10 protein-coding genes are annotated in these 20,659 nt (G+C 46.6%); 2 read left to right on the forward strand and 8 right to left on the reverse strand.

Going from position 1 to position 20,659, the window contains the following annotated elements:
* Nucleotides 1-200: 200 nt before the first annotated feature.
* The 8 genes from MJO57_RS28510 to MJO57_RS28545 all read right to left on the reverse strand — a co-directional run bounded on the left by MJO57_RS28510 (nucleotide 201) and on the right by MJO57_RS28545 (nucleotide 14,712).
* Nucleotides 201-3,764: a DUF4116 domain-containing protein gene (locus MJO57_RS28510; protein WP_252020588.1), complete on the reverse strand. Its 3,564-nt coding sequence runs from the start codon at nucleotides 3,762-3,764 to the stop codon at nucleotides 201-203.
* A 709-nt stretch (nucleotides 3,765-4,473) separates the two neighbouring features.
* Nucleotides 4,474-5,430 (reverse strand): IS1595 family transposase, encoded by a 957-nt coding sequence (locus tag MJO57_RS28515; protein ID WP_252017306.1) that lies wholly within the window; start codon nucleotides 5,428-5,430, stop codon nucleotides 4,474-4,476.
* 51 nt (nucleotides 5,431-5,481) lie between these two features.
* Nucleotides 5,482-9,171, reverse strand: coding sequence for a PEP/pyruvate-binding domain-containing protein (locus tag MJO57_RS28520; protein WP_252020590.1), 3,690 nt, complete (start codon nucleotides 9,169-9,171; stop codon nucleotides 5,482-5,484).
* Between the two features lie 438 nt (nucleotides 9,172-9,609).
* Nucleotides 9,610-10,440 carry a hypothetical protein gene (locus MJO57_RS28525; RefSeq protein ID WP_252020592.1) on the reverse strand — a complete coding sequence of 277 codons (831 nt, stop codon included), beginning with the start codon at nucleotides 10,438-10,440 and terminating at the stop codon, nucleotides 9,610-9,612.
* Nucleotides 10,441-10,528: 88 nt separating this feature from the next.
* Nucleotides 10,529-11,659 (reverse strand): alanine racemase, encoded by a 1,131-nt coding sequence (alr, locus tag MJO57_RS28530; RefSeq protein WP_252020602.1) that lies wholly within the window; start codon nucleotides 11,657-11,659, stop codon nucleotides 10,529-10,531.
* Nucleotides 11,660-11,935: 276 nt separating this feature from the next.
* Nucleotides 11,936-12,664, reverse strand: a complete 729-nt coding sequence (locus tag MJO57_RS28535; protein ID WP_371924706.1) for a TIGR01620 family protein — start codon at nucleotides 12,662-12,664, stop codon at nucleotides 11,936-11,938.
* Nucleotides 12,665-12,938: 274 nt separating this feature from the next.
* Nucleotides 12,939-14,363, reverse strand: a complete 1,425-nt coding sequence (locus MJO57_RS28540) for a YcjX family protein (RefSeq protein ID WP_252020604.1) — start codon at nucleotides 14,361-14,363, stop codon at nucleotides 12,939-12,941.
* A 112-nt stretch (nucleotides 14,364-14,475) separates the two neighbouring features.
* Nucleotides 14,476-14,712, reverse strand: coding sequence for a hypothetical protein (locus MJO57_RS28545; RefSeq protein ID WP_252020606.1), 237 nt, complete (start codon nucleotides 14,710-14,712; stop codon nucleotides 14,476-14,478).
* A gap of 347 nt (nucleotides 14,713-15,059) precedes the next feature.
* Here MJO57_RS28545 and MJO57_RS28550 point away from each other — a divergent pair, with 347 nt between their 5' ends.
* Nucleotides 15,060-17,813 carry a hypothetical protein gene (locus tag MJO57_RS28550; protein WP_252020608.1) on the forward strand — a complete coding sequence of 918 codons (2,754 nt, stop codon included), beginning with the start codon at nucleotides 15,060-15,062 and terminating at the stop codon, nucleotides 17,811-17,813.
* Nucleotides 17,814-17,911: 98 nt separating this feature from the next.
* Nucleotides 17,912-20,659 carry a hypothetical protein gene (locus tag MJO57_RS28555; RefSeq protein WP_252020610.1) on the forward strand — a complete coding sequence of 916 codons (2,748 nt, stop codon included), beginning with the start codon at nucleotides 17,912-17,914 and terminating at the stop codon, nucleotides 20,657-20,659.

The raw sequence follows: 20,659 nt of genomic DNA on the forward strand, positions 1-20,659 counted from the left end.
GTAAAATCTGACATTAATTTTTTTACAAAGTTCACCCGCTATTCTTAACCAGGTAATTTGGTCAGGATATAAAAACCCGATCATTTACACGCTAATAGTATTTCTTTGGCAGGCCTCTGGTTACAGAAGCTACTTAGAATAGAGATTTATGATCCGAATTCAGGATGCAATGTTTTTCAATTCAGTAAACAGTGGATAGATTATCCTTCAGTTAACATAACCTGGCACTCAGGTATATTTCGTTTTTTTTCTTTTGGTACGAATTGAAGAACTGCTGGGTTTATTTTGATTGCTGACCTGATAAAGTCCTCATCATCTTTAAGCCCGGAATCAATAAAAATGAAGATCCTGGAATTTTTTTCAATGAGTTGTAGCAAATATTGACGATCAGTATGCAGCTCTTTACTGGCATGTCTAAAGTTACCAAAATCATCATCAATTGCCATTTCAACAATTTTCTTATTGCTTCGGAATCTTTCACTTGCAAAAGCCAGAGCTCCTGAAAACTGTGCGATAGCAGCCATTACCACCTCATCATCATCCTGAAGTTCCGGACTGGCATGTTCCAGCTCATAGCCATATTGAGCGACTGCAGCCATGACGACATCTTTATCCCCCCTCAGTTCTTCACTAACCCATTCCAGATCTTTTGGATGTGCGGCAATAGCGGGTAATACCATGTCTTTATCATTTCGAACCGATTGGCTGGCGTATTTCAGCCCATGCTTCTGCAGGAAATTCTTGATCTGTTCTTTATGTTCCTTGAGTGACTGACCCGGCTGAATATAAAACTCCGGGGTGTAACTGTAGGATGGCTTGATAACAAAGTATTGATTTCGCAACTGCTCATATACTTGTTCAATCATGGGAGTAGCCTCTCCGGGAGAGAAAAATAAAAGATGATGTAAGAGTTCCCTGCGGGTGTTCTCACCAATCTCATCACTCATTAACATTTCCCGAAGATGATCCGATGATATTGATTCGGCTAATCGTTGACTGTGATCAATAAACTGTTGGTGATCTTTACTTAATAGCGGGTAGTACTTGGGAGTACTGCAGGAGCATTCGTAATAGCCGATTAAGAAAAGGCAAAGTCGAAACGCGAATCTGTCGGCTTCTGCCGAAACATTGCTATCAAGGCTTTGTGCACAGCGTTGTGCAAGCAAGCCGAAGCTCCACTGTTCTCCTTCAAAAATCGGTAAACGATTCAGGTCCCAATCAAGATTCGTGGTACCACTTAAGGCTGCTATCAGTTTTTCAAAGGCATCCTGCATGGCTTGCCTTGATACCATTCGGGAGCACTCGACAATAATTGCTCCCGCTGCGGCGTTACAACGCAGCTTCATGCCATCAGCCTCTTTATCCAGTCCGATCGCTTTCAGTAGTTGTACCAGAAACCACATACGTTTTAACTTGTCGGATCTATCGCTGCCATCAAGAGAGCAAAATCGGTCAGAAAATGTCAGCCGCAAGGTTCGTCCTTTCCCGCCTTCTGCGTGTTCAAGCAGCTCGATAAGGCTGATATGATGTCCTAACCGCAAGTTAACAATCAAGGCATCAACCATACTGACGACAGTCCCTATACGCCCTAACGCTTCGATGGACGTTTTGCCGGACGGTCTCAATAGCCCCGCCTCCTCACCCGGTGGCGTGCAATCAACATAACTGATGGCCTCTTCCGTAGATAGCGTTCCCTGACCAGAGGCCAGAGTGACCGGTCCCAGCGCCTTTACGAAGCGCTGATGCAGGGCAAAAATCAGGTCATGGACACTACGGACCTGCTCTGCCCTCAGGGGATTGAGTGCCTGAAGACAGGATTGTAACTGATGACAGTCTGCCACCCACTGGCGAAAAGTTCCCGGGGATACCGGCAGTTTTTCATCGGCCCGCAGGGGCAGGGTGATACGCTCTAACCCTGATCCGATGGTCTGTTTCAGCGTCTCAAACCGGGTCATTAGTTGCGGTAATTCATCTCGCAATGGCTGGAGCTGGGGTGAATGGCGGTCACCAGCCAGCTGCAGGAATGCCCGGTAACCATCCAACAGGGCTTCAGCCCCCTGAATCAGTTGTTTTGTCCGGGTCTGAGTTGCAGCCAGCAGCTCTGACCGTTGTGCCGACATGCTGAGTTTTATCGGGTTTGCCAGACAGCCCAGCCCGCCGCCGGGAGCGAAAAATGCCAGCAAGCGAGCATTTTGGTCGGTAAGCCAGTGGAAAGCGGTAGCCACCTGACTTAATGTACCTTCAGGTGGCGATAAATCATCCCTTGATGCGACGACGTTCGTTAATGGCTCATCCGAAAAGGCGTAGGATGTACTTCTGTGACTTGCCAGTTCTCCAGTCAGATCTCCGGCAACCACAAAGGCACCGGGCGAACCGTTAAAACGGGCGCAGGCCAGCGTCGCCTGTTGACCATCCTGAGCAGCCACGGTCGGATACTGGTCACCGGCCAGCAGACAGGGTTTTTCTGCCTGTCTCAGGGTGATCGCCACATGGTCATTGGTTCCACCGGCGGCAAAAACAAAACCTGCTGCCCGCTCCAGGCACTCAGGCTCAAGCATCCACTCTTCACCGTGTCGGGCCACGACAATGGCTCCCTCCGGAAGGGTGTCTGCTGCCCGATTTTTGGCCACCCAGAGTGGTCCGGTGCAGTAGCCTTCGCTGGCGCCCTCGCCACTGGCCAGGGTCTCTTCGGGTTTGGGGATGGAGAGGGCAAAATCCATGCCGCCGGAGAGTCGGGTGATAGGGCGCACCTGTAGCAGGAACAGGCAACCCTGACGATCGATGGCAAACTCCACATCCACAGGGCAAAGTAATAAATCTTCCAGCTTTGTCACTGCTTCCCTGAGTTCTGCAACCAGCCCATCACTGAGCTGCTGGCTACTTCCGTCTGATTGGGTATCAGCATCCTGAATCTCTGTTTCCGAATAGCCGTTATTATCAATGTTCTTTTGTAGAACGAAGTGACTTGAAATCGTCCCGGGAAAGTACTGCGCGCTGTCAGCCCCTGCTTTACGGTCAATGTCGATACGATGGGGAATGGTACCGGACTGTCCGGCCACTGCACCTCTGGGCTGACCGGATGTGTACTCAACCCGGACAGTATCATCCTGCAGTGATTGATAGCTCATGACCACCCCGCCATAGTGGCAGTTAATGCAGTGCTGGATAATTAGTGCCATGGGTTGTGGTCCACCCCCGAGGCAGACTTCAGGCCGGTAACCGGAGGCCATCACCTTCAGGCAGGTCCACAACACATCATCTTCGCCCTGAACTTCAGAGCGGTATTTGCCCGCCTGGGCATCGCCGTAGTTATCTTCATTGACGCCAGAACTGCGGACAATCACCGGCTGTGATGGGGACAGTTCATCCAGCTGACGGCGCAGATCCCTGATGTGTCGGGCCGCTTCAGAATCTTTAACCTGTTGGTAAAAGTCATCACTGGCGATAAATGTCGACAAGCCTTTCAGCCACTTGTCTCTTATGGCATGGTCTAAAGGTTGCAATGCATTAAGGTGTTCCTTAATCCTTGTCAGGCTGGTTTCTGATCCCGGTTTATCGACAATCCCGGAGAGATAAGGAGCTAAACGACCAATACCCAGAGGGTGTTGTTCCAGCGCATTCATCACCTGAGCGGCAACACATCTAAACGATGGGATCGGCAGGCCTGCTTCCTCCATGCGCCGTAAAAACATTCCCTTACCACCGAGTTGTTCCCGGTTCAGGAGGGAATAATCAGCAGCCGGATCTAGCGCAGCTGGAACCAATATATGGCAGAGGCGCTTGCCTAATGGCGCTGTGTCGAGAGTGCCATTAGTATCAATTTGTCGGTAATATCTTTTGTCTGAAGTTCTGGCTTCGATCTTCTGATGTGGATTAGTTGTACATACCGAACTGTGAACAGTAGATTGTAGCATTAGGATGCCCCCCCCAATTTAGCTAATCCATGACTTAGGATTTGTCTTTTTATAAATTACACCAGTTATTCTTAACCACGTATTTTGCCCAGGATATAAAAATCCAGTCTCTTACATACTAACGGTCTTTCTTTGGCCAGCCTCTGGTTACTGGGGCTATGCATTGATAATACGAATTCAGAATGCAGTATTTTTAATTCAGCAAACAGTGGATATATTATCTGTTAGTTAACATAGCCTGGCACTCAGATATATTTCGTTTTTAAATCACCTGATACGTATCCATAAACTTTCCTGATTACCACTGATCGTACGTCATGACACAGGGAAAGATAATTTAAGAATATACGTGCAGCTTTTCATTCTTTATGTCTATAACCCGGTAAAGAAATAATAGAACCTCTCCAGTATTACCGGTGGAGCAGGCATCATGACGGCTTGTTCTCCAGATTATCAACTAAATTCGGTTTCATAACCGCTCCGAACAAGCAAAGACCCACATCATCATTCGAAATAATGATATTAATACGTCAACTGACTTTCAATTATCGGTTGATGGCTAACCCGGTTTCCACTGGACGTCTGGCAGTTTGAGAAGTCGATCCGGCATCGGTGCTGTATTGACTGCAGCCCGACCTAGCCTTGAGATCATTGAAGGCATATCAAAACGCCGGTTAAACCGATAGTTGAACTCTGATAGATAACGGCCCAGATGCTTGGGGTCGAGCTTATGGTAAGTACCGGTAATCGCTGTTTTCACGTTTCCCAGCATGGTATTTACCCAGGTGAACAACTCATTCTCCATGGATGCATGCCCACCACCGGTAATGATGGCTGTGTGCTGGCATCCGGCATCTTCAATACCCCGGAAACAGGACAAGCCATCGCTGACGGCCCGGACACCCTTTTTCAGGGCATGTTCTGCCCACTCCTGAATGGTTTTTCGCCGGAAGTTATCAACGGCATTGAACTTCATGTAGATAGGGTGGTTATCAGCATCTGTCTGAACTGCGGCCACGAAGGGGGCTTTGTTCTCTGAGCCTCTGCCCCGGCGGCCTCCGTGGCGCTCTCCGCCCCAATAGGCGTCATCAATCTGAACAAAACCACTCAACTGCCAGCTGTTATCTCTTTCCATCATGACCTGCATGAGTTTGTGTTTCATGCGCAATGCGGCATTGTAGGAAATGCCAAGTTGTCGATGAAGCGTCAGGCAAGAAATCCCCGCTTTATTCTGGGTGACGAGATAGATACCCAGAAACCAGGTAGCTAGAGGCAGCTTTGTTGAGTCAAAGATAGTGTTACTGGTAAGCGAGGTTTGGCAACGGCAGCAATTGCACTGGAATTCAGCTTTCCGGTGAAGCTTGCAGAAACTGCGGGAGCCACACTTCGGGCATTGGAAGCCATCTGGCCAGCGCCAAGAGGACAGCGCGTTCTCACACTGCTCTTCACTGCCGTAATTAGCCAGAAATTGCATAATGCCAAGGCCTTTTTGGAACTGAATGGTGTTTTTACACATCAGTTTTACCTCCAAAACACATGACTATCGACGTTTATTATAGCAGCTGGCTCACGACGTAGGGTCGGTGGTAATCAGGTAAACTTTTGGGTTTATTTGGATTGCTGACCTGATAAACTCCTCATCATATTCAAGCCCGGAATTAATCAAAGTGAATATCTGAGCATTTTTTTCAATCAGTTCCAGCAAATACTGACGATCATTCTGTAACTTTTTACTGGCATACTTAAAGATACCTATTTTATCATCCATTGCCATTTGAACAATTTTCTTATTGCTTCGGACTCTTTCACTGGCATAAACCAGAGCTCGTGAATCCTCTACAATAGCAGCCATTACCACCTCATCATCATCCTGAAGTTCCGGGCTGGCATATTCAAGCCCTTCACCATATCGAGTGACTGCAGCCATGACGACCTCTTTATCACGCTTCAGTTCTTCACTAACAAAGACCAGCTCACGCGGACGCGCTGCAATGGCTGGTAATACCATGTCTTTATCATTTCGAACCGATTGGCTGGCATATCTCAACCCATGCTTTTGCAGAAAATCCGTGATCTTTTCTTTATTTTCCGGGAGCAGCTGATCCGGTGGAATAGCAAACTCAAGTCGGTAACGGTAGGATGGTTTGAGAACAAAGTATTTATTTTTCAAGTGTCCGTAGATATGCTCAATGACGGGAGTGGCTATTTCCGGCCTTAAAAATAAAAGATAATGTAAGCATTCATTGCGGGTGCTCTCATCGATCTCATCACTCATTAATATTTCCCGAAGATAGCCTTCCGATTTCCTCCAGCAAGCCGCTAACCATCGACTACGATCAATAAACTGTTGGTGATGTTTGCTTAATGACGAGTAAAAAAAGGGCATTCTGGAGAAACTATAGCCAAGTAAAAAAAGGCAAAGTCGAAAGGCGAATCGGTTGGCTCCTGCCGAAAAGTCGCTATCAAGGCGTTGCGCAAGCAAGTCAAAGCTCCACTGATCTCCTTCAAATATGGGTAACTCATCCAGAGTCAAATCCAGATTAGTGAACCCACGTAATACAGTTATCAGCCCTGCAAAGGCATCCTGCATGGCCTGCCTTGATGTCATTTGGGGACATTCGACAATAATTTCTCCTGCTACGGCGTTGAAACCCAGCTTCATGCCATCAGCATTTTTATCCAGTTCGATTGCCTTCAGTAACTGCACCAGTAACCACATACGCTTTAACTTTCCGGATTTATGATTACCATCAGATTCATTGAAGCTGTCAGAAAACTTCAGCCGCAAGGTTCGTTCTTTCCCTCCCTCGGCATGTTCAAGCAGCTCGATAATGCTCGTATGATGTCCTAACGCCAGGTTAACAATCAAAGCATCAACCATATTGACGACAGTACCAATACACACTAATTTTTCGATGTGCGTCTTGCAGGACGGTTTCATTAGCCCCGCGTCTTCACCCGGAGGCAGGCAATCAACATAGGTGATGTCCCCTTTCTTGAATAGCGTTCCCTGGCCAGAAGCCAGAGTAACCGGTCCGAGCGCCTTTATGAAGCGCTGATGCAGGGCAAAAATCAGGTCATGGACACTACGGACCTGCTTTGCCCTCCGGGGATTGAGTGCCTGAAGACAGGATTGTAACTGATGACAGTCTGCCACCCACTGGCGAAACGTTTCCGGGGATACCGGCCGTTCTTCATCGGCCCGCAGGGGCAGGGTGATACGCTCTAACCCTGATCCTATGGTCTGTTTCAGCGTCTCAAACCGGGTCATCAGTTGCGGTAATTCATCCCGTAATGACTTGAGCAGGGGTGAATGGCTGTCACCAGCGAGCAGCAGGAATGCGCGGTAACCATCCAACAGCGCTTCAGCACCTTGAATCAGTTGTTTTGTGCGGGTCTGAGTTGCAGCCAGCATCTCTGACCGTTGTGCCGACATGCTCAGTTTTATTGGGTTTGCCAGACAATCCAGCCCGCCGCCGGGAGCGAAAAATGCCAGCAAGCGAGCATTTTGGTCGGTAAGCCAGTGGAAAGCGGTAGCCACCTGACTTAATGTGCCTTCAGGGGGTAACAAATCATCACGTGAGGCCGCAGCTTCCACTAACGGCACATCAGAAAAGGCAGAGGATGCGCTTCTGTGACTTGCCAATTTTCCGGTCAGGTCTCCGGCAACCACAAAAGCACCGGGCGAACCGTTAAACCGTGCACAGGCCAGCGTCGCCTGTAGACTATCCTGGGCGGCCACGGCCGGGTACTGGTCACCGGCCAGCAGACAGGGTTTTTCTGCCTGTCTAAGGGTGATCGCCACATGGTCATTGGTTCCACCGGCGGCAAATACAAAACCCGCTGCCCGCTCCAGGCGCTCAGGCTCAAGCATCCACTCTTCACCGTGTTGGGCCACGACAATGGCTCCCTCCGGCAGGGTGTCTGCTGCCCGGTTTTTGGCCACCCAGAGTGGTCCGGCGCAGTAGCCTTCGCTGGCGCCCTCGCCACTGGCCAGGGTCTCCTCGGGTTTGGGTATGGAGAGGGCAAAATCCATGCCGCCGGAGAGTCGGGTGATAGGGCGTACCTGTAGCAGGAACAGGCAACCCTGACGATCGATGGCAAACTCCACATCCACCGGGCAGAGTAATAGATCTTCCAGCTTTGTCACCGCTTCCCTGAGTTCTGCAACCAGCCCATCACTGAGCTGCTGGCTACTTCCGTCTGATTGGGTATCAGCATCCTGAATCTCTGTTTCCGAATAGCCGTTATTATCAGTGTTCTTTTGTAGAACGAAGTGACTTGAGATCGTCCCGGGAAAGTACTGCGCGTTGTCAGCCCCTGCCTTACGATCAATGCCGATACGATGGGGAATGGTACCGGACTGTCCGGCCACTGCACCTCTGGGCTGACCGGATGTGTACTCAACCCGGACAGTATCATCCTGCAGTGATTGATAGCTCATGACCACCCCGCCATAGTGGCAGTCAATGCAGTGCTGGATGATCAGTGCCATGGGTTGTGGTCCGCCCTCCGGACAGACTTCGGGCCGGTAACCGGAGGCCATCACCTTCAGGCAGGTCCGCAACACATCATCTTCGCCCTGAACTTCAGAGCGATATTTGCCCGCCTGGGCATCGCCGTAGTTATCTTCATTGATGCCAGAACTGCGCACAATCACCGGCTGTGATGGGGACAGTTCGTCCAGCTGACGGCGCTGATCCCTGATGTGTCGGGCGGCTTCAGAATCTTTGACCTGCTGGTAAAAGTCATCGCTGGCGATAAATGTCGACAGGCCCGTCAGCCAGCTATCCCTTTTGGCCTGGTCTGAGGGCGGCAAGGTATTGAGGTGGTCCCTGATGTTTGCCAGACTGGTTTGTCCCGCTTCATCGGCCATCCCCGGAGCAATCCCGGAGAGATAGGGAGCTAAACGACCCATATCCAGAGGGTGCTGTTCCAGCGCATTCATCACCTGAGCGGTAACACATTTGAACGGCGGGATCGGCAGGCCTGCCTCCTGCATGCGCCGTAAAAACATCCCCTTGCCACCGAGTTGTTCCCGGTTCAGGAGAGAGTAATCAGCAGCCGGGTCTAGCGGAGCTGAAACCAATATACGACAAAAGCGCTTATTTAATGGCGCTGTGTCGAGAGAGCCTTTGGCACCAATTTGACTGCCATGCCTTTTGCCTGAATTTTTGCTGGCTTCGGTATTATGATCTGGATTGGCTGTACAGTCCGCACTATAAGGTGCATCACTACGAACGGGAGGTTGCAACATAAGGATATCCCTTCAGTTTAAATGTTCATCCATGACTTAGGAGTTGTCTGGAAATAACTTCTTTTCATTGCCTGACTCCGTTCGGACTGAGCTTGTCGAAGTTCGGTGGCACAACCCTTCGGCAAGCTCAGGGTGAACGGAAATCGGGAACTTATTAAAATACAATTGCTTATATGGAAGTACCTGAAATTTCTGACTAATGGTACTACCAGTAAGTTATTTTCTTATAGCCTTTTGACATGAATGTTTTTATAAAGTTCAACAGTTATTCTGGAGCTCTTAATTTGCTCAGGATATAGGCTATAGAAATTCAACCGTTAAATGCTAATAAGAATAAAAAATTGAGGGACAGTGGCAATACCTTCGGTAGCAACCGTTAATTTATGAGAACAACGGCACAGATGATTTGACAGAACCGGTGTTATTAGAGAGTGGTTTTCAGGCATGCAGGCTGTCAATAAATGTGTACCAATAGAACTCCTTTTTTTCACTTAAAGCTAACACTTTGTTGTAAATATTAGCCTGATGTAGTTTTTTTATATCTATTTTCTCATCCTCAATCATATTGGCCAACCTGGACAACTTAATGTCTTTATCCTCAATACTACTTAGTTGATTTATATGTGATGCAATGCCTATGAAAGACAAAGCAAATAATGTACCTTTTCTACACTCCTTTAAAGTCATTCGGTTATTAATATCTATCGTTAATGAACAAATGAGTGCTCTGGAAAAACGATTTATTGAATCATCCATGGCAAGCTTGCAAAGATGTCGAAATAAATTAACAAATTCAAATGAGTGTTTATTGTTCATTTCAGGAACCATATTAAAAACAAGTTTTGAAGGGCCAGGAGAATAGGCTATAGATGGTACAACGGCATTTTGAAAAAAATTCGTTTCAATTTCATCATCTAAATCGAAGGGATATTGTTGTGCTTTTTGCTGCAAATCTTCAAGCCTTAAGAGAATTCTTGATCGTACTTCCTTCTTGATAACTCTTTCTACTAACAGGTCGTCTGATCTAATGGATAGATAATTATCGACATTGATTGAGCTAAAGGCAAAAAATTCCTTAAAGTTAAGGTATTTAATAACTTCAACCTTTAATTCGTAAAGTAATGGCAAATAATTATTGTCTGCAGGCTGTGAACTTACCTTTCGCAAGGGGCTGAACACATTGGCTTTTGGATTTTTTTTAAATTCACTTGAATATAAATAATCAGAAAAACTGGCAAAACGATCGACAATAGCATTTGAGGAATTCATGATTGTGCCCTCCTATTTTCCCCTTGTTTCGAGCACAATTTTAGTTAACAGTTCCGCTTCAGAAATTGGATCCATTAAAAATCCTGAGTCAGAACTCGACTTCATCAAAAACCTGGTGCTCAGGAATGAGAAGGCCGTGATACTGAACAGGAACACGGTTCAAATTACAAAGCAGCTGGTAGGGAATAGTGCCGGCACTTTGAGCCACCTCATTAATGGGCAAGTCATCGCCCCATAAGATGGCACGATTTCCTATATCCACATCGGGCAAATCGGTTAAGTCCACCGTCAACATATCCATGGATACTCTGCCCACCAGCGGTACGCGATAGCCATTAATAACAACCGGTGTTCCATTGGGTGCGTGGCGCGGGTAACCATCCGCATAGCCAATAGCCACCACACCGATTCGAGTGGGTCTCCGGGCAATCCAGCGACTGCCATAACCAACAGAGCTCCCTGCAGGAATAGCTTTGATGCTGATAATGGCTGAGCTCAGTTCCATAACCGGTTTCAAGTTCTGCTCAATACCATCAGCGTCCGGAAAGGGTGAGATCCCATAAAGCAGCAAGCCGGGACGATTCCAGTCTCCCCGCGCTTCTTTCAGGGCAACCAGACCGGCAGAGTTACAGAAACTGCGCTCACCAGGCAGGCCACGGGTATAGCTATTGAAGGTCGTCAGCTGCTGCTGTGCATGATCACTGTCTGACTCGTCTGCACAGGCGAAATGACTCATCAAGACAATGTCTTTCACAAAAGACAGATCATTGATTTGTGCCCAGGCCTTGCGGTACTCATCGGGGGTGAAGCCAACCCGCCCCATACCGGAGTCCATCTTCAGCCACAGCCTTACCGGGTGATTGAGAGGGTGAGCGACCAGTGCATCAATCTGATACTGATGATGAATCACCGTATCCAGACGATACTGGTCAATCATCTCCAGCTCTGAAGGTTCAAAGAATCCTTCCAGCAGCAGTATGGTCTGTTTGATGCCGGCAGCACGAAGTTCCAGGGCTTCCTCAATACAGGCAACCGCAAACCCGTTGGCAATATCAGCCAGTGCTGTCGCACAGGCGGTTGCACCATGGCTATAGGCGTCCGCCTTTACCACTGCCATCACCTGACCATTAGCCGTGCCCTTTGCAGACAGTTGTTGTGCAATACGATAGTTATGACGCAATGCGTCAAGGTTTATCGTCGCAGTTGCTGGTCGACCCATGCCTGTTGAAATTCCCCCGAACATGCCAGTTAAAGGCAGCATCCTATCAATTAATAATTAACAGCTCTTTATGTGTTTATCGAAATCATTATATTGAATAAATAATACCCTTTGGTCGTATTTATCCATAGCTTTGATTGCTTTTTATTCTTAATCAGACCGAACTTGCCCACCAGATGAGGTCAGCTTCTCAGTGAAAATGCAGGTTTCCGAAACAATCAATATTCGGGAGCAACCTTCCCCTGCAGTTGCTCCTTTAATGATACCGGGAGAAGATTATTCCGCTTGCTTTGCAGGATCAGCCGTATTCCGAAACCGGGTTTGCATGGCAGTGAGAATACTTCTGGCTAAACGACCAATACCGGGTTTCTGATCATCAGCAAATGGAACTGGACGACAGAGTGCCAAGGCCCTGAGCCCAATGCGGGCAGAATAGATACCAACGCCAACCCCGCTGGCTGCCTGAGAGCTCACCATGCCCAGTAACCGGTTGGAAGTAAAATCTGCCAACTGATCCGACAGCAGTTCTGCAGCACCCGCCAGCGCCATCTGCTCCAGAACCATGGTTAGCAGGTGGCTACGAGCAGGTAATGAAGGTCTGACACCATATACCTGACAGATCTCATCAAGCATGCGAATACTGCGCCAGACCGACAGCAGCATATCGACAGCAGCAAACGGACTGAGAGCCACCATCAAGGCGACTTGCTGGCTATGTTGTGAAATTCGGGTCAGTGCCTGATGATCCAGTTTCTGGAAAAAATGGACATCCAGGTGAGACAATACCTCGCGGTCATCACTGTAATCAGGCATCTCAGACAACACTTGCTCAAGCAGCACCTGCTGGGGCTTCCCCTGATAGAGTTTCCTCAACTGCGGGAGCCAGTGGTGTTTTAATACTGCCGTTCTTTGATCGTGAAACCGGACAGCCTGCTCCCGGAGTTCTGTGATCTGTCTGAAGTCCCTGTTGATAGAGGAAAAACTCCACAACGGCTTTAACGACAATGACCGCCAGGGCCAGAAAAAACCCTGAAAACAGTAAAGCTAAGAACCAATGCAGCTGATAGAGAAAAAGGCCCAGTTCGGTGGTTTGCCACAGCACTACTATCAACAGCAAAGTCAGCAGGCCATAAAATGCCGATCTCAGGAAGCGCAGTGGTTTTGTGGCCAGTTCGGGTCCTTGTAACGTCCGGCTCTGAAAACCATCACTGATTGACTCAGGAGTATCAAGGGGTTGCTCGGGTTCCAGAGGAATAAAGAATGGGTCGTGATGCCTGTTTCATAAAAACCGGTCTCCCAGCAGGTCATTAAGAATGCTATCCAGACGGATATGGGGTAGTCGGCCACCAGCAACCAGCTGAAGTCCCTCTGGCGGCATCAGCCGACGCAGCTGCCACTGGCCCAGAGCCTGCCACTCATCCATCGATGGAATCTGTTCAGGAATATCCGGGTGCAGGAGCACTCCCGGCCCCTGCTCAGTCATCCCCTGCAGGGCCTGGCGTCCCTGATAGTCGACATACGTCGTTGAACGAACGGCTGCAACCGCTTCACAGCGGACATCAATAGCATTGAACGCTGCTCTGCGCCTTGCATCCTGAACCAGGTTTGCCATCAGACCTCGCACCGCTTCATGCTGGTCAGGCAGTACCTGATCAATTTTACTGGCGGCAAAAACAACCCGATCGATTCGTGGCTGAATGAATCGTCTGAGCAGACTGTTGCGCCCATAATCGAAACTTTGAAGTACCCGGGTTAAAGCGAAGCGAAGATCATCAAACGCTTCCCGGCCACTGTTTAACGATTTGAGCACATCAATCAGTACCAGCTGTCGGTCAACCTTCTGGAAGGTATTTCGATAAAAGGGCTTGACCCGGGTTTCCAGATAGCGTTGATAATGCCTTTCACAGATGTTGAGTAAAGAGCCCTCAGCCGGAGAAAAGCCCTTTGCTAAAGAAGAGCCAGCAGCACTTCTCCATTGATCTTCTGAAAGGCCAGTTATCGAAAGCAGAGGGATAAACGGAAGTTTACTCTCATCGCCTGAAGGTGAGGCATGCAGCCAGCGTCCTGGCTGTATCATGGTCAAGCCAGCTTGCTGACAAGCCTTGAGAAAGGTCAACTGTTCCTGCCATAGCACTTGCAGTTCCAGCTCAGAAATGGTTGCAAAAGGATCAATGGACTTCAGTTTTTCGATAAAACTCCGGCCAATAGACAGACACATGGCACGGTTAAAGAGGGAGTGGCATTGAGCACACCAGGTACGGTAATCCATTGCCAGTAACGGCAGATCCAGCAACCACTCTCCGGGATAGTCACGAATCTCCAGATACAGACGACTGATCCCCGGTTTTCCCCTTCGCAATAATCCAGGTTGATTACGAAACCTGATCTCCAGCAGACAGCCCGATTCATCCCTTGTTGCATCCGGCCACCGACCCCTTGATAACGCTTCAACGCCCCGCTGATAAGGAAACAGTGCAGCGCCATCCAGCGCCAACAGCTGTACCCCCAATAAGCGATCCTGCAACACCGGCGGGAAGGCAGCCAGAAGTGCCCCCGGGTAATGCTGCAACTGATGGATAAGGCTGGTAATCAGGGTGGTTTTGCCGCTGCCACTGAAGCCGGTTACCCCCAGTGTAATTCGCCGGTTAAGTAGCCGGTCGACGCCACTTTCCAATGAACTGGCCGCAGACCTGGCAAAATCCATTGCTTTATCCTGTCCACTGAGGAAAGACTGCTTAACCTTATTCTTTATTGGTTTCATCGCACTATCTTCATCGCACTATCTTCATCACACTATCTTCATCGCACTACCCGGGTTAACGGCATTGGCCATTAAATACCAATAGCGGCTTAACCGGTTTATCCTCAGCCTCAATCAGCAGCAGGACATGACTGCCTGTCTGTCTGACAGGTTCAAACAGTCCGAACATGATTACTGCAGTATATTCAAGGGTAAGCTTCAGGTCTTGAGGAATCGGGCCTGAATAACCTTCTTTTTGCTTTTTCCAGAACCACAAAGGAAGATCTTTTGCTCTTTTCTTTGCAGACAACACCGAAGGTTGACAGCTTATGGGTATTTGGACACAGATGCGTTATTTTTTCATTCCATGGAACCCTTCTCGATCACAATAGTCTAAGGCTACGAAGCGAGTGGTTTTCTAAACCTTTGGCAACTGGACTACTAGTATGCCTTGTGCGGGTCGAAAGCAGGAAAATGCCTGGTTTCATTTGCTTATGTCTCATTGAGGCAGAAATGATGATTGCTATCAATTATAAAACCAGTTGATACATCAATACATTAACCCATGCTAACTCGCCAATATTCTGGTAGTGAGGTACTAATCTACGATTCAATTTTTATACAAGCATTGCGTGTAACAATAAAAAAAGGAGTTATAAAATGGATATTCACTTAAGTACAGGTAATTCTCCAGTCGGTCGAGATACTAAACCGGCATCTAAACCGACAGGCAGGGTTTCAACAAACCTCATTTCGTATAATGGCCTTAAAAGGCAATTCAGTGCATTAGACTCAGATGATACGCTTCCATTAAAGCAGCAAGTCTTTTCCCCTGATGAAACAGGCTATCCTGAAGATAAAATTTACGACAGGTCAGTCACCGGACTTAAACCCTTTTTCTACTCAGAAGCTACTAATCCTAAAAAATGGATTCGATGGTGCCCTCTTTTCCAGAATATCTATCATTCCCTGCGGTACAGAGAAACCTCTAAGATTGAGGCCCTGGTAGCTGACCTTAGCGATAATCAAATTAAATGCCTGTTGATTGCTACCGCCCCCCGTCAATACTCGGGAGAACATCAGCACCCACTTTCTCTTTTCGAATTGGCCACTTTTTGCGGAGAGTCAGGCAATACTTTATTCCGGGCTTTATTTGACCGACTATCCTCGGAAGAACTCCGGGTTGCACTCTTAGAACCGAACGATGACAATATAACGTTGTTACATCATGCTTGCTGTGTTATGGATGAGCGATCATTCAATCTGCTGGAACAGAAATTAGATAAGCAAACCCTCTTGGAGATGCTCACCCGACCCGTAAATGATCTTGCGCCTCCCCTTGCATTTGCCTGCCTTTTTAACAAAAGTACCTATCTATTTGATACCGTCCTTCATCAAAACAGAGAATTGACAGAAAATCTCCTTAAGGGAAGTCCCGACATTGATCAAAGCATACTGCAGTTCATGTGCAGTGATGATGTTGCACACAATTTTAGTTGCGGCCGACCAAGCTTTGATGAACACCGTCAGCGTATTAGCTATCTGTTGGGTTTCCTGAGTGAGCAAGACCGCTTTGACGCGATACGTTTTACCGGAAAATCGGATATGTCTCCTCTGCTGTGGGCCTGTACAGGCAATAGTGGCCTTGATTTGGCATGTATATTAACTGAGACATTTGATGAAGCTATGCTAGCTGAGCTTTTTACAGCACAAGCGGAAACGGGCAATTCACTGGTGCAACAGTGCCTTGAACTTGGCTGTGCTGATACAGTTGCCACTCTCTGCATGTCATTCAGTAATTCATCATTGAGGTTTAAGGCACTGTCGATCTGCACATCGGAAGGACATTCCTTATTTAAACAGTGGGTTCTTGACTTTAATTGCTTTAATGATCTTGAAGATATAGAACACATGCTGCGTGGCATAGACGATAACCACCGGAACCTGTTAATTGCTGGTGATCGAAGTATTTGGGATCAGACAGACGCCAGTACTGATCTTACACTCAGTCTGCAAAAGCAAACGGCGATTGTTGAAGCCATGAACAGGGAAAAAATATTCCTGGCTGAATTCCTCCTGAGAAAGGTTACCGACCCTGAATTATCAATTAAACTGCTGTTATACAAAACGACCGACCAGACAACCCTGCTGTATCACCTGCTGGATAATGGTGCGGAGATAAAATGGTTCAATGAACATATTCTAAAGAATACCTCCAGCCAGATCGAGCGTGATCATCTTGAGGCAGAATTGCGTACCTATGCCTTTAAAGCCGGACGTCTTGATGATGCTCGTTATTACTTAGCGCAAATAAGCGATCCACAATTAAAATACGATCTATTGAAAGACAATCCTGAATTTTTATTAACTGAACTCTTTAAAAAAGGAGGAGCAATTACTGAAGATTTTTTCAGTGAACGCCCCCCATCTCAATGTACAGCACTTATTGTCTCTATTCTTGAAAATGGCCTCTATGATGAAAACCCCCTGATTGAACACCTTCCTCAGCTGATTGCATTACAAGAGAAGGGCGGTGATAAAGAGGCTTTTGTCAAATGGGCTACCAGTATGCAGCAAGGCAAAGAATGCCCCTTAATCACAGCCATGAGACGATTTGCCAGAGCTCATAACAAAATAGATAATCCTCAGTACTTCTGGCAAATAAAAATCAAGAAGGAAGTCAGCTCGAATAAGCAGATAATACGGGAAATGATTAGAATGATGAGTGAGGAGCAAAGAAAGGCATTCTTTTTATCTGTACAGGATAAGCGTCATGATGTTGTACACCTGCTTGGTAATAAAGATATCCTTGCAACCATCGTTGATGCCTTGGGGGAAGATTCAGGCAGGGCCTTTCTTGAAAAAATAAATCCAATAACCGGTGCGAATTTATTGCATATTCTATTCGAAAGTATTCTTCTTAACGATACAGGTAGAAAACTGAAAGATCTCATCAAGGAAACCATTGTCTGGCTGGATAACACTTATGGATTAGCCTCGTTTTGCCATAGTCGTTTGGAAAACGATGGCTCAACTCCATTACACGTACTCCTGAAAACAGTCAAACAAAGAAGATTACTTGCTGGTGACATGTCACGAACATTACAAGAGGATATTCTGAAACAGTTATGTCAGCCAAGTGCAGATGGTATTCCGCTGGTTACGTTACTCAAACTTAAAGACAACGACGGCTGTACTCCGCTGCACAAATTATTTGCTTGTGAGAGACACAATAGTGAAATCGGTAATCTGTTAATTAATGAACTTGGTCTTGAAACCTTTCATGAGCTGATGCATATCAAAGACAATCAAAACAAGTCAGTTATGGATCATTGCTCAACACTTCATGGTCATTTATTTGAGGAATACAACCGTCTGTTTCAGACAATCCCCGCTGCTGTCAACGTTCAGTAGCCCATACAACCTCAGCAATACTCTGCCCGTGAGGTACGAGTCTGCGATTCAATTTTTATTTACGCATTGCGTGTAACAATCAAAAAAGGAGTTACAAAATGGATATTCACTTAAGTACCGGCAATTCTCCAGTCGGTCCAGATACTAAACCGACAGGCAAGGTTTCAACAGACCTCTTGACGTTTAATGGCTTTAAAAGGCAACTCAGTGCATTAGACTCTGATGATACGCACCCATTCAAGTGCAAAGTCTTTTCCCCTGATGAAACAGGCTTTCCTGAAAAGAAAGCTTACGACAGGTCAGTCACCGGACTTAAACCCTTTTTCTACTCAAAAGCCACTCATCCCAATAAACGGATTCTATGGTGTCCTCTTTTCCAGGATATCTACAATTCTCTGCGGTGCAAAGAAACCTCTGAGATTGAGGCCCTGGTAGCTGATCTTAGCGATGATCAGATTAAACGCCTGGCGATTGCTACCGCTCCCTCAAACTACCAGGGAGAAGATCAACAGCCATCTTCTCTTTTGTACTATGCTGGCATTTCCGGAGAGGCAGGCAATATTTTTTTCCGGGCTTTATTTGACCGACTATCCCCGGAGGAACTTCGTGTTGCACTCTTAGAACTGGTCGATAACCATGATTCATTGTTACATAATGCTTGCTGTGTTATGGATGAGCGATCATTCAATCTGCTGGAACAGAAATTAGATAAGCAAACCCTTGTGGAGATGGTCACCCGATCAGTAAATGATCTTGTTCCTTCCCCCCTTGCTTTTGCCTGCCTTTTTAACAAAAGTACCTATCTATTTGATACCGTCCTTCATCAAAACAGAGAATTGACAGAAAATCTCCTTAAGGGAAGTCCCGACATTGATCAATCCATTCTTCAGTATATGTGTAATGAAAATGTTTCCTGCATTTTACACCTCAGCCCTCTAAGCAATAGTGAATACCATCAGCGTATCAGATATCTGTTAGGTGTCCTGAGTGAGCAAGACCGCTTTGACGCTGTCCGTTTTACCGGAAAATCGAATATGTCTCCTCTGCTGTGGGCCTGCACGGGCGCTGAATCCAGTGATTTGGCAAATATATTTACTGAAACACTTGATGAAGCCCGGCAAGCTGAGCTTTTTACAGCGCAAGCAGAAACAGGCAATTCACTGGTGCAAAAGTGCCTTGAACTTAATCATCCTGATAAGGTTGCCACTCTCTGCATGTCATTCAGTAATTCATTATTGAGGTTTAAGGCACTGTCGATTTGCACATCGGAAGGCCATTCCTTATTTAAACAGTGGGTTCTTGACTTTGATCGCTCGGATAAACTTGAAGATATAGAATACATGCTGCGTGGCATAGACGATAACCACCGGAACCTGTTAATTACTGGTGATCGAAGCATTTGGGAACAGACAAATGTCAGTACTGATCATTCACTCAGTCTGCAAAAGCAAACGGCGATTGTTGATGCCATGAATCAGAAAAAAATGTTCCTGGCTGAATTCCTACTGGGAAAGATTACCGATCCTGAATTATCGGTTAAACTGCTGTCATACAAAACGACACACCAGACAACCCTGCTGCACCACCTGCTGGATAAGGGGGATGGGATACAATACTGCACTGATCATATACTAAAGAACATCCCTAACCAGATTGATCGTGATCATTTTGCTGCTGAACTGCATACCTATGCCCTTAAAACCGGACGTCTTGATAAGGCTCGTTATTACCTGGAGCAAATAAGTAATCCACAATTAAAATACGACCTGTTAAAAGATAATCCTAAATTTTTACTTAGTGAAATTTTTATGAAAGAAGGAGTAATTACTGAAAGTTTTTTCAGCGAACGCCCCCCATCTCAATGTACAGAACTTTTTATCTCACTACTTGAAAAAAGCCTCTATGATAAAAAGCCCATGATGGATGATGACCTTCCTCAGCTGATTGCATTGCAAGAGAAAGCCGGTGATAAAGAAGCTTTTGTCAGATGGGCTACCAGTATGCAGCAAGGCAAAGAATGCCCACTAATCACAGTCATGAGACGATTTGTCAGCGCTTATAACAAAATAGATGATCATAAGTACTTGCGTGAAATAACAATCAATCAGAAGGAAGCCAGATTGAATAAGCAGATATTTCGGGAAATGATAAGAATGATGAGTGAGGAGCAAAGAAAGGCATTCTTTTTATCTATACAGGATAACAGTCATGATGCTCTAAACCTGCTTGCTTATAAAGATATCCTTGTAACCATCGTTGATACCTTTGAGGATTCAGGCAGAGCCTTTCTTGAACAAACAAATCCAGCAACCGGTGCAAGTTTATTGCATACTCTGTTCGAAAGCACTCATAATAACTTTATAGGTATGGATAAGAAAGATCTCATCAAGGAAATTGTTGTCTGGCTGGATAAAACCTATGGATTAACCTCGTTTTTCCAAGGTCGTTTGGAAAACGATGGCTCAACCCCTTTACACGTACTCCTGAAAACAGTCACACGAAGAAGATTAAGATTTGGTGATATGTCACCAATATTACAAGAGGATATTCTGAAGCAGCTATGTCAGCCAGGCCCAGAGGGTATTCTACTGGTTACGTTACTCAAACTTAAAGACAACGACGGCTGTACTCCTCTGCACAAGTTATATTCCTGTGAGGTACACAATAGGGAAATCGACAATCTGTTAATTAATGAACTTGGTCTTGAAACCTTTTATGAGCTGATGCATATCAAAGACAATCAAAACAAGTCAGTTATGGATTATTGCTCATCACTTCATGGTCGTTTATTTGAGGAGTACAACAGCCTGTTTCAGGCAATCCCCGCTGCTGTCAACGTTCAGTAG

Origin of the sequence: Endozoicomonas sp. SCSIO W0465, from assembly GCF_023716865.1 — a bacterium.
Classification (GTDB): Bacteria; Pseudomonadota; Gammaproteobacteria; order Pseudomonadales; family Endozoicomonadaceae; genus Endozoicomonas.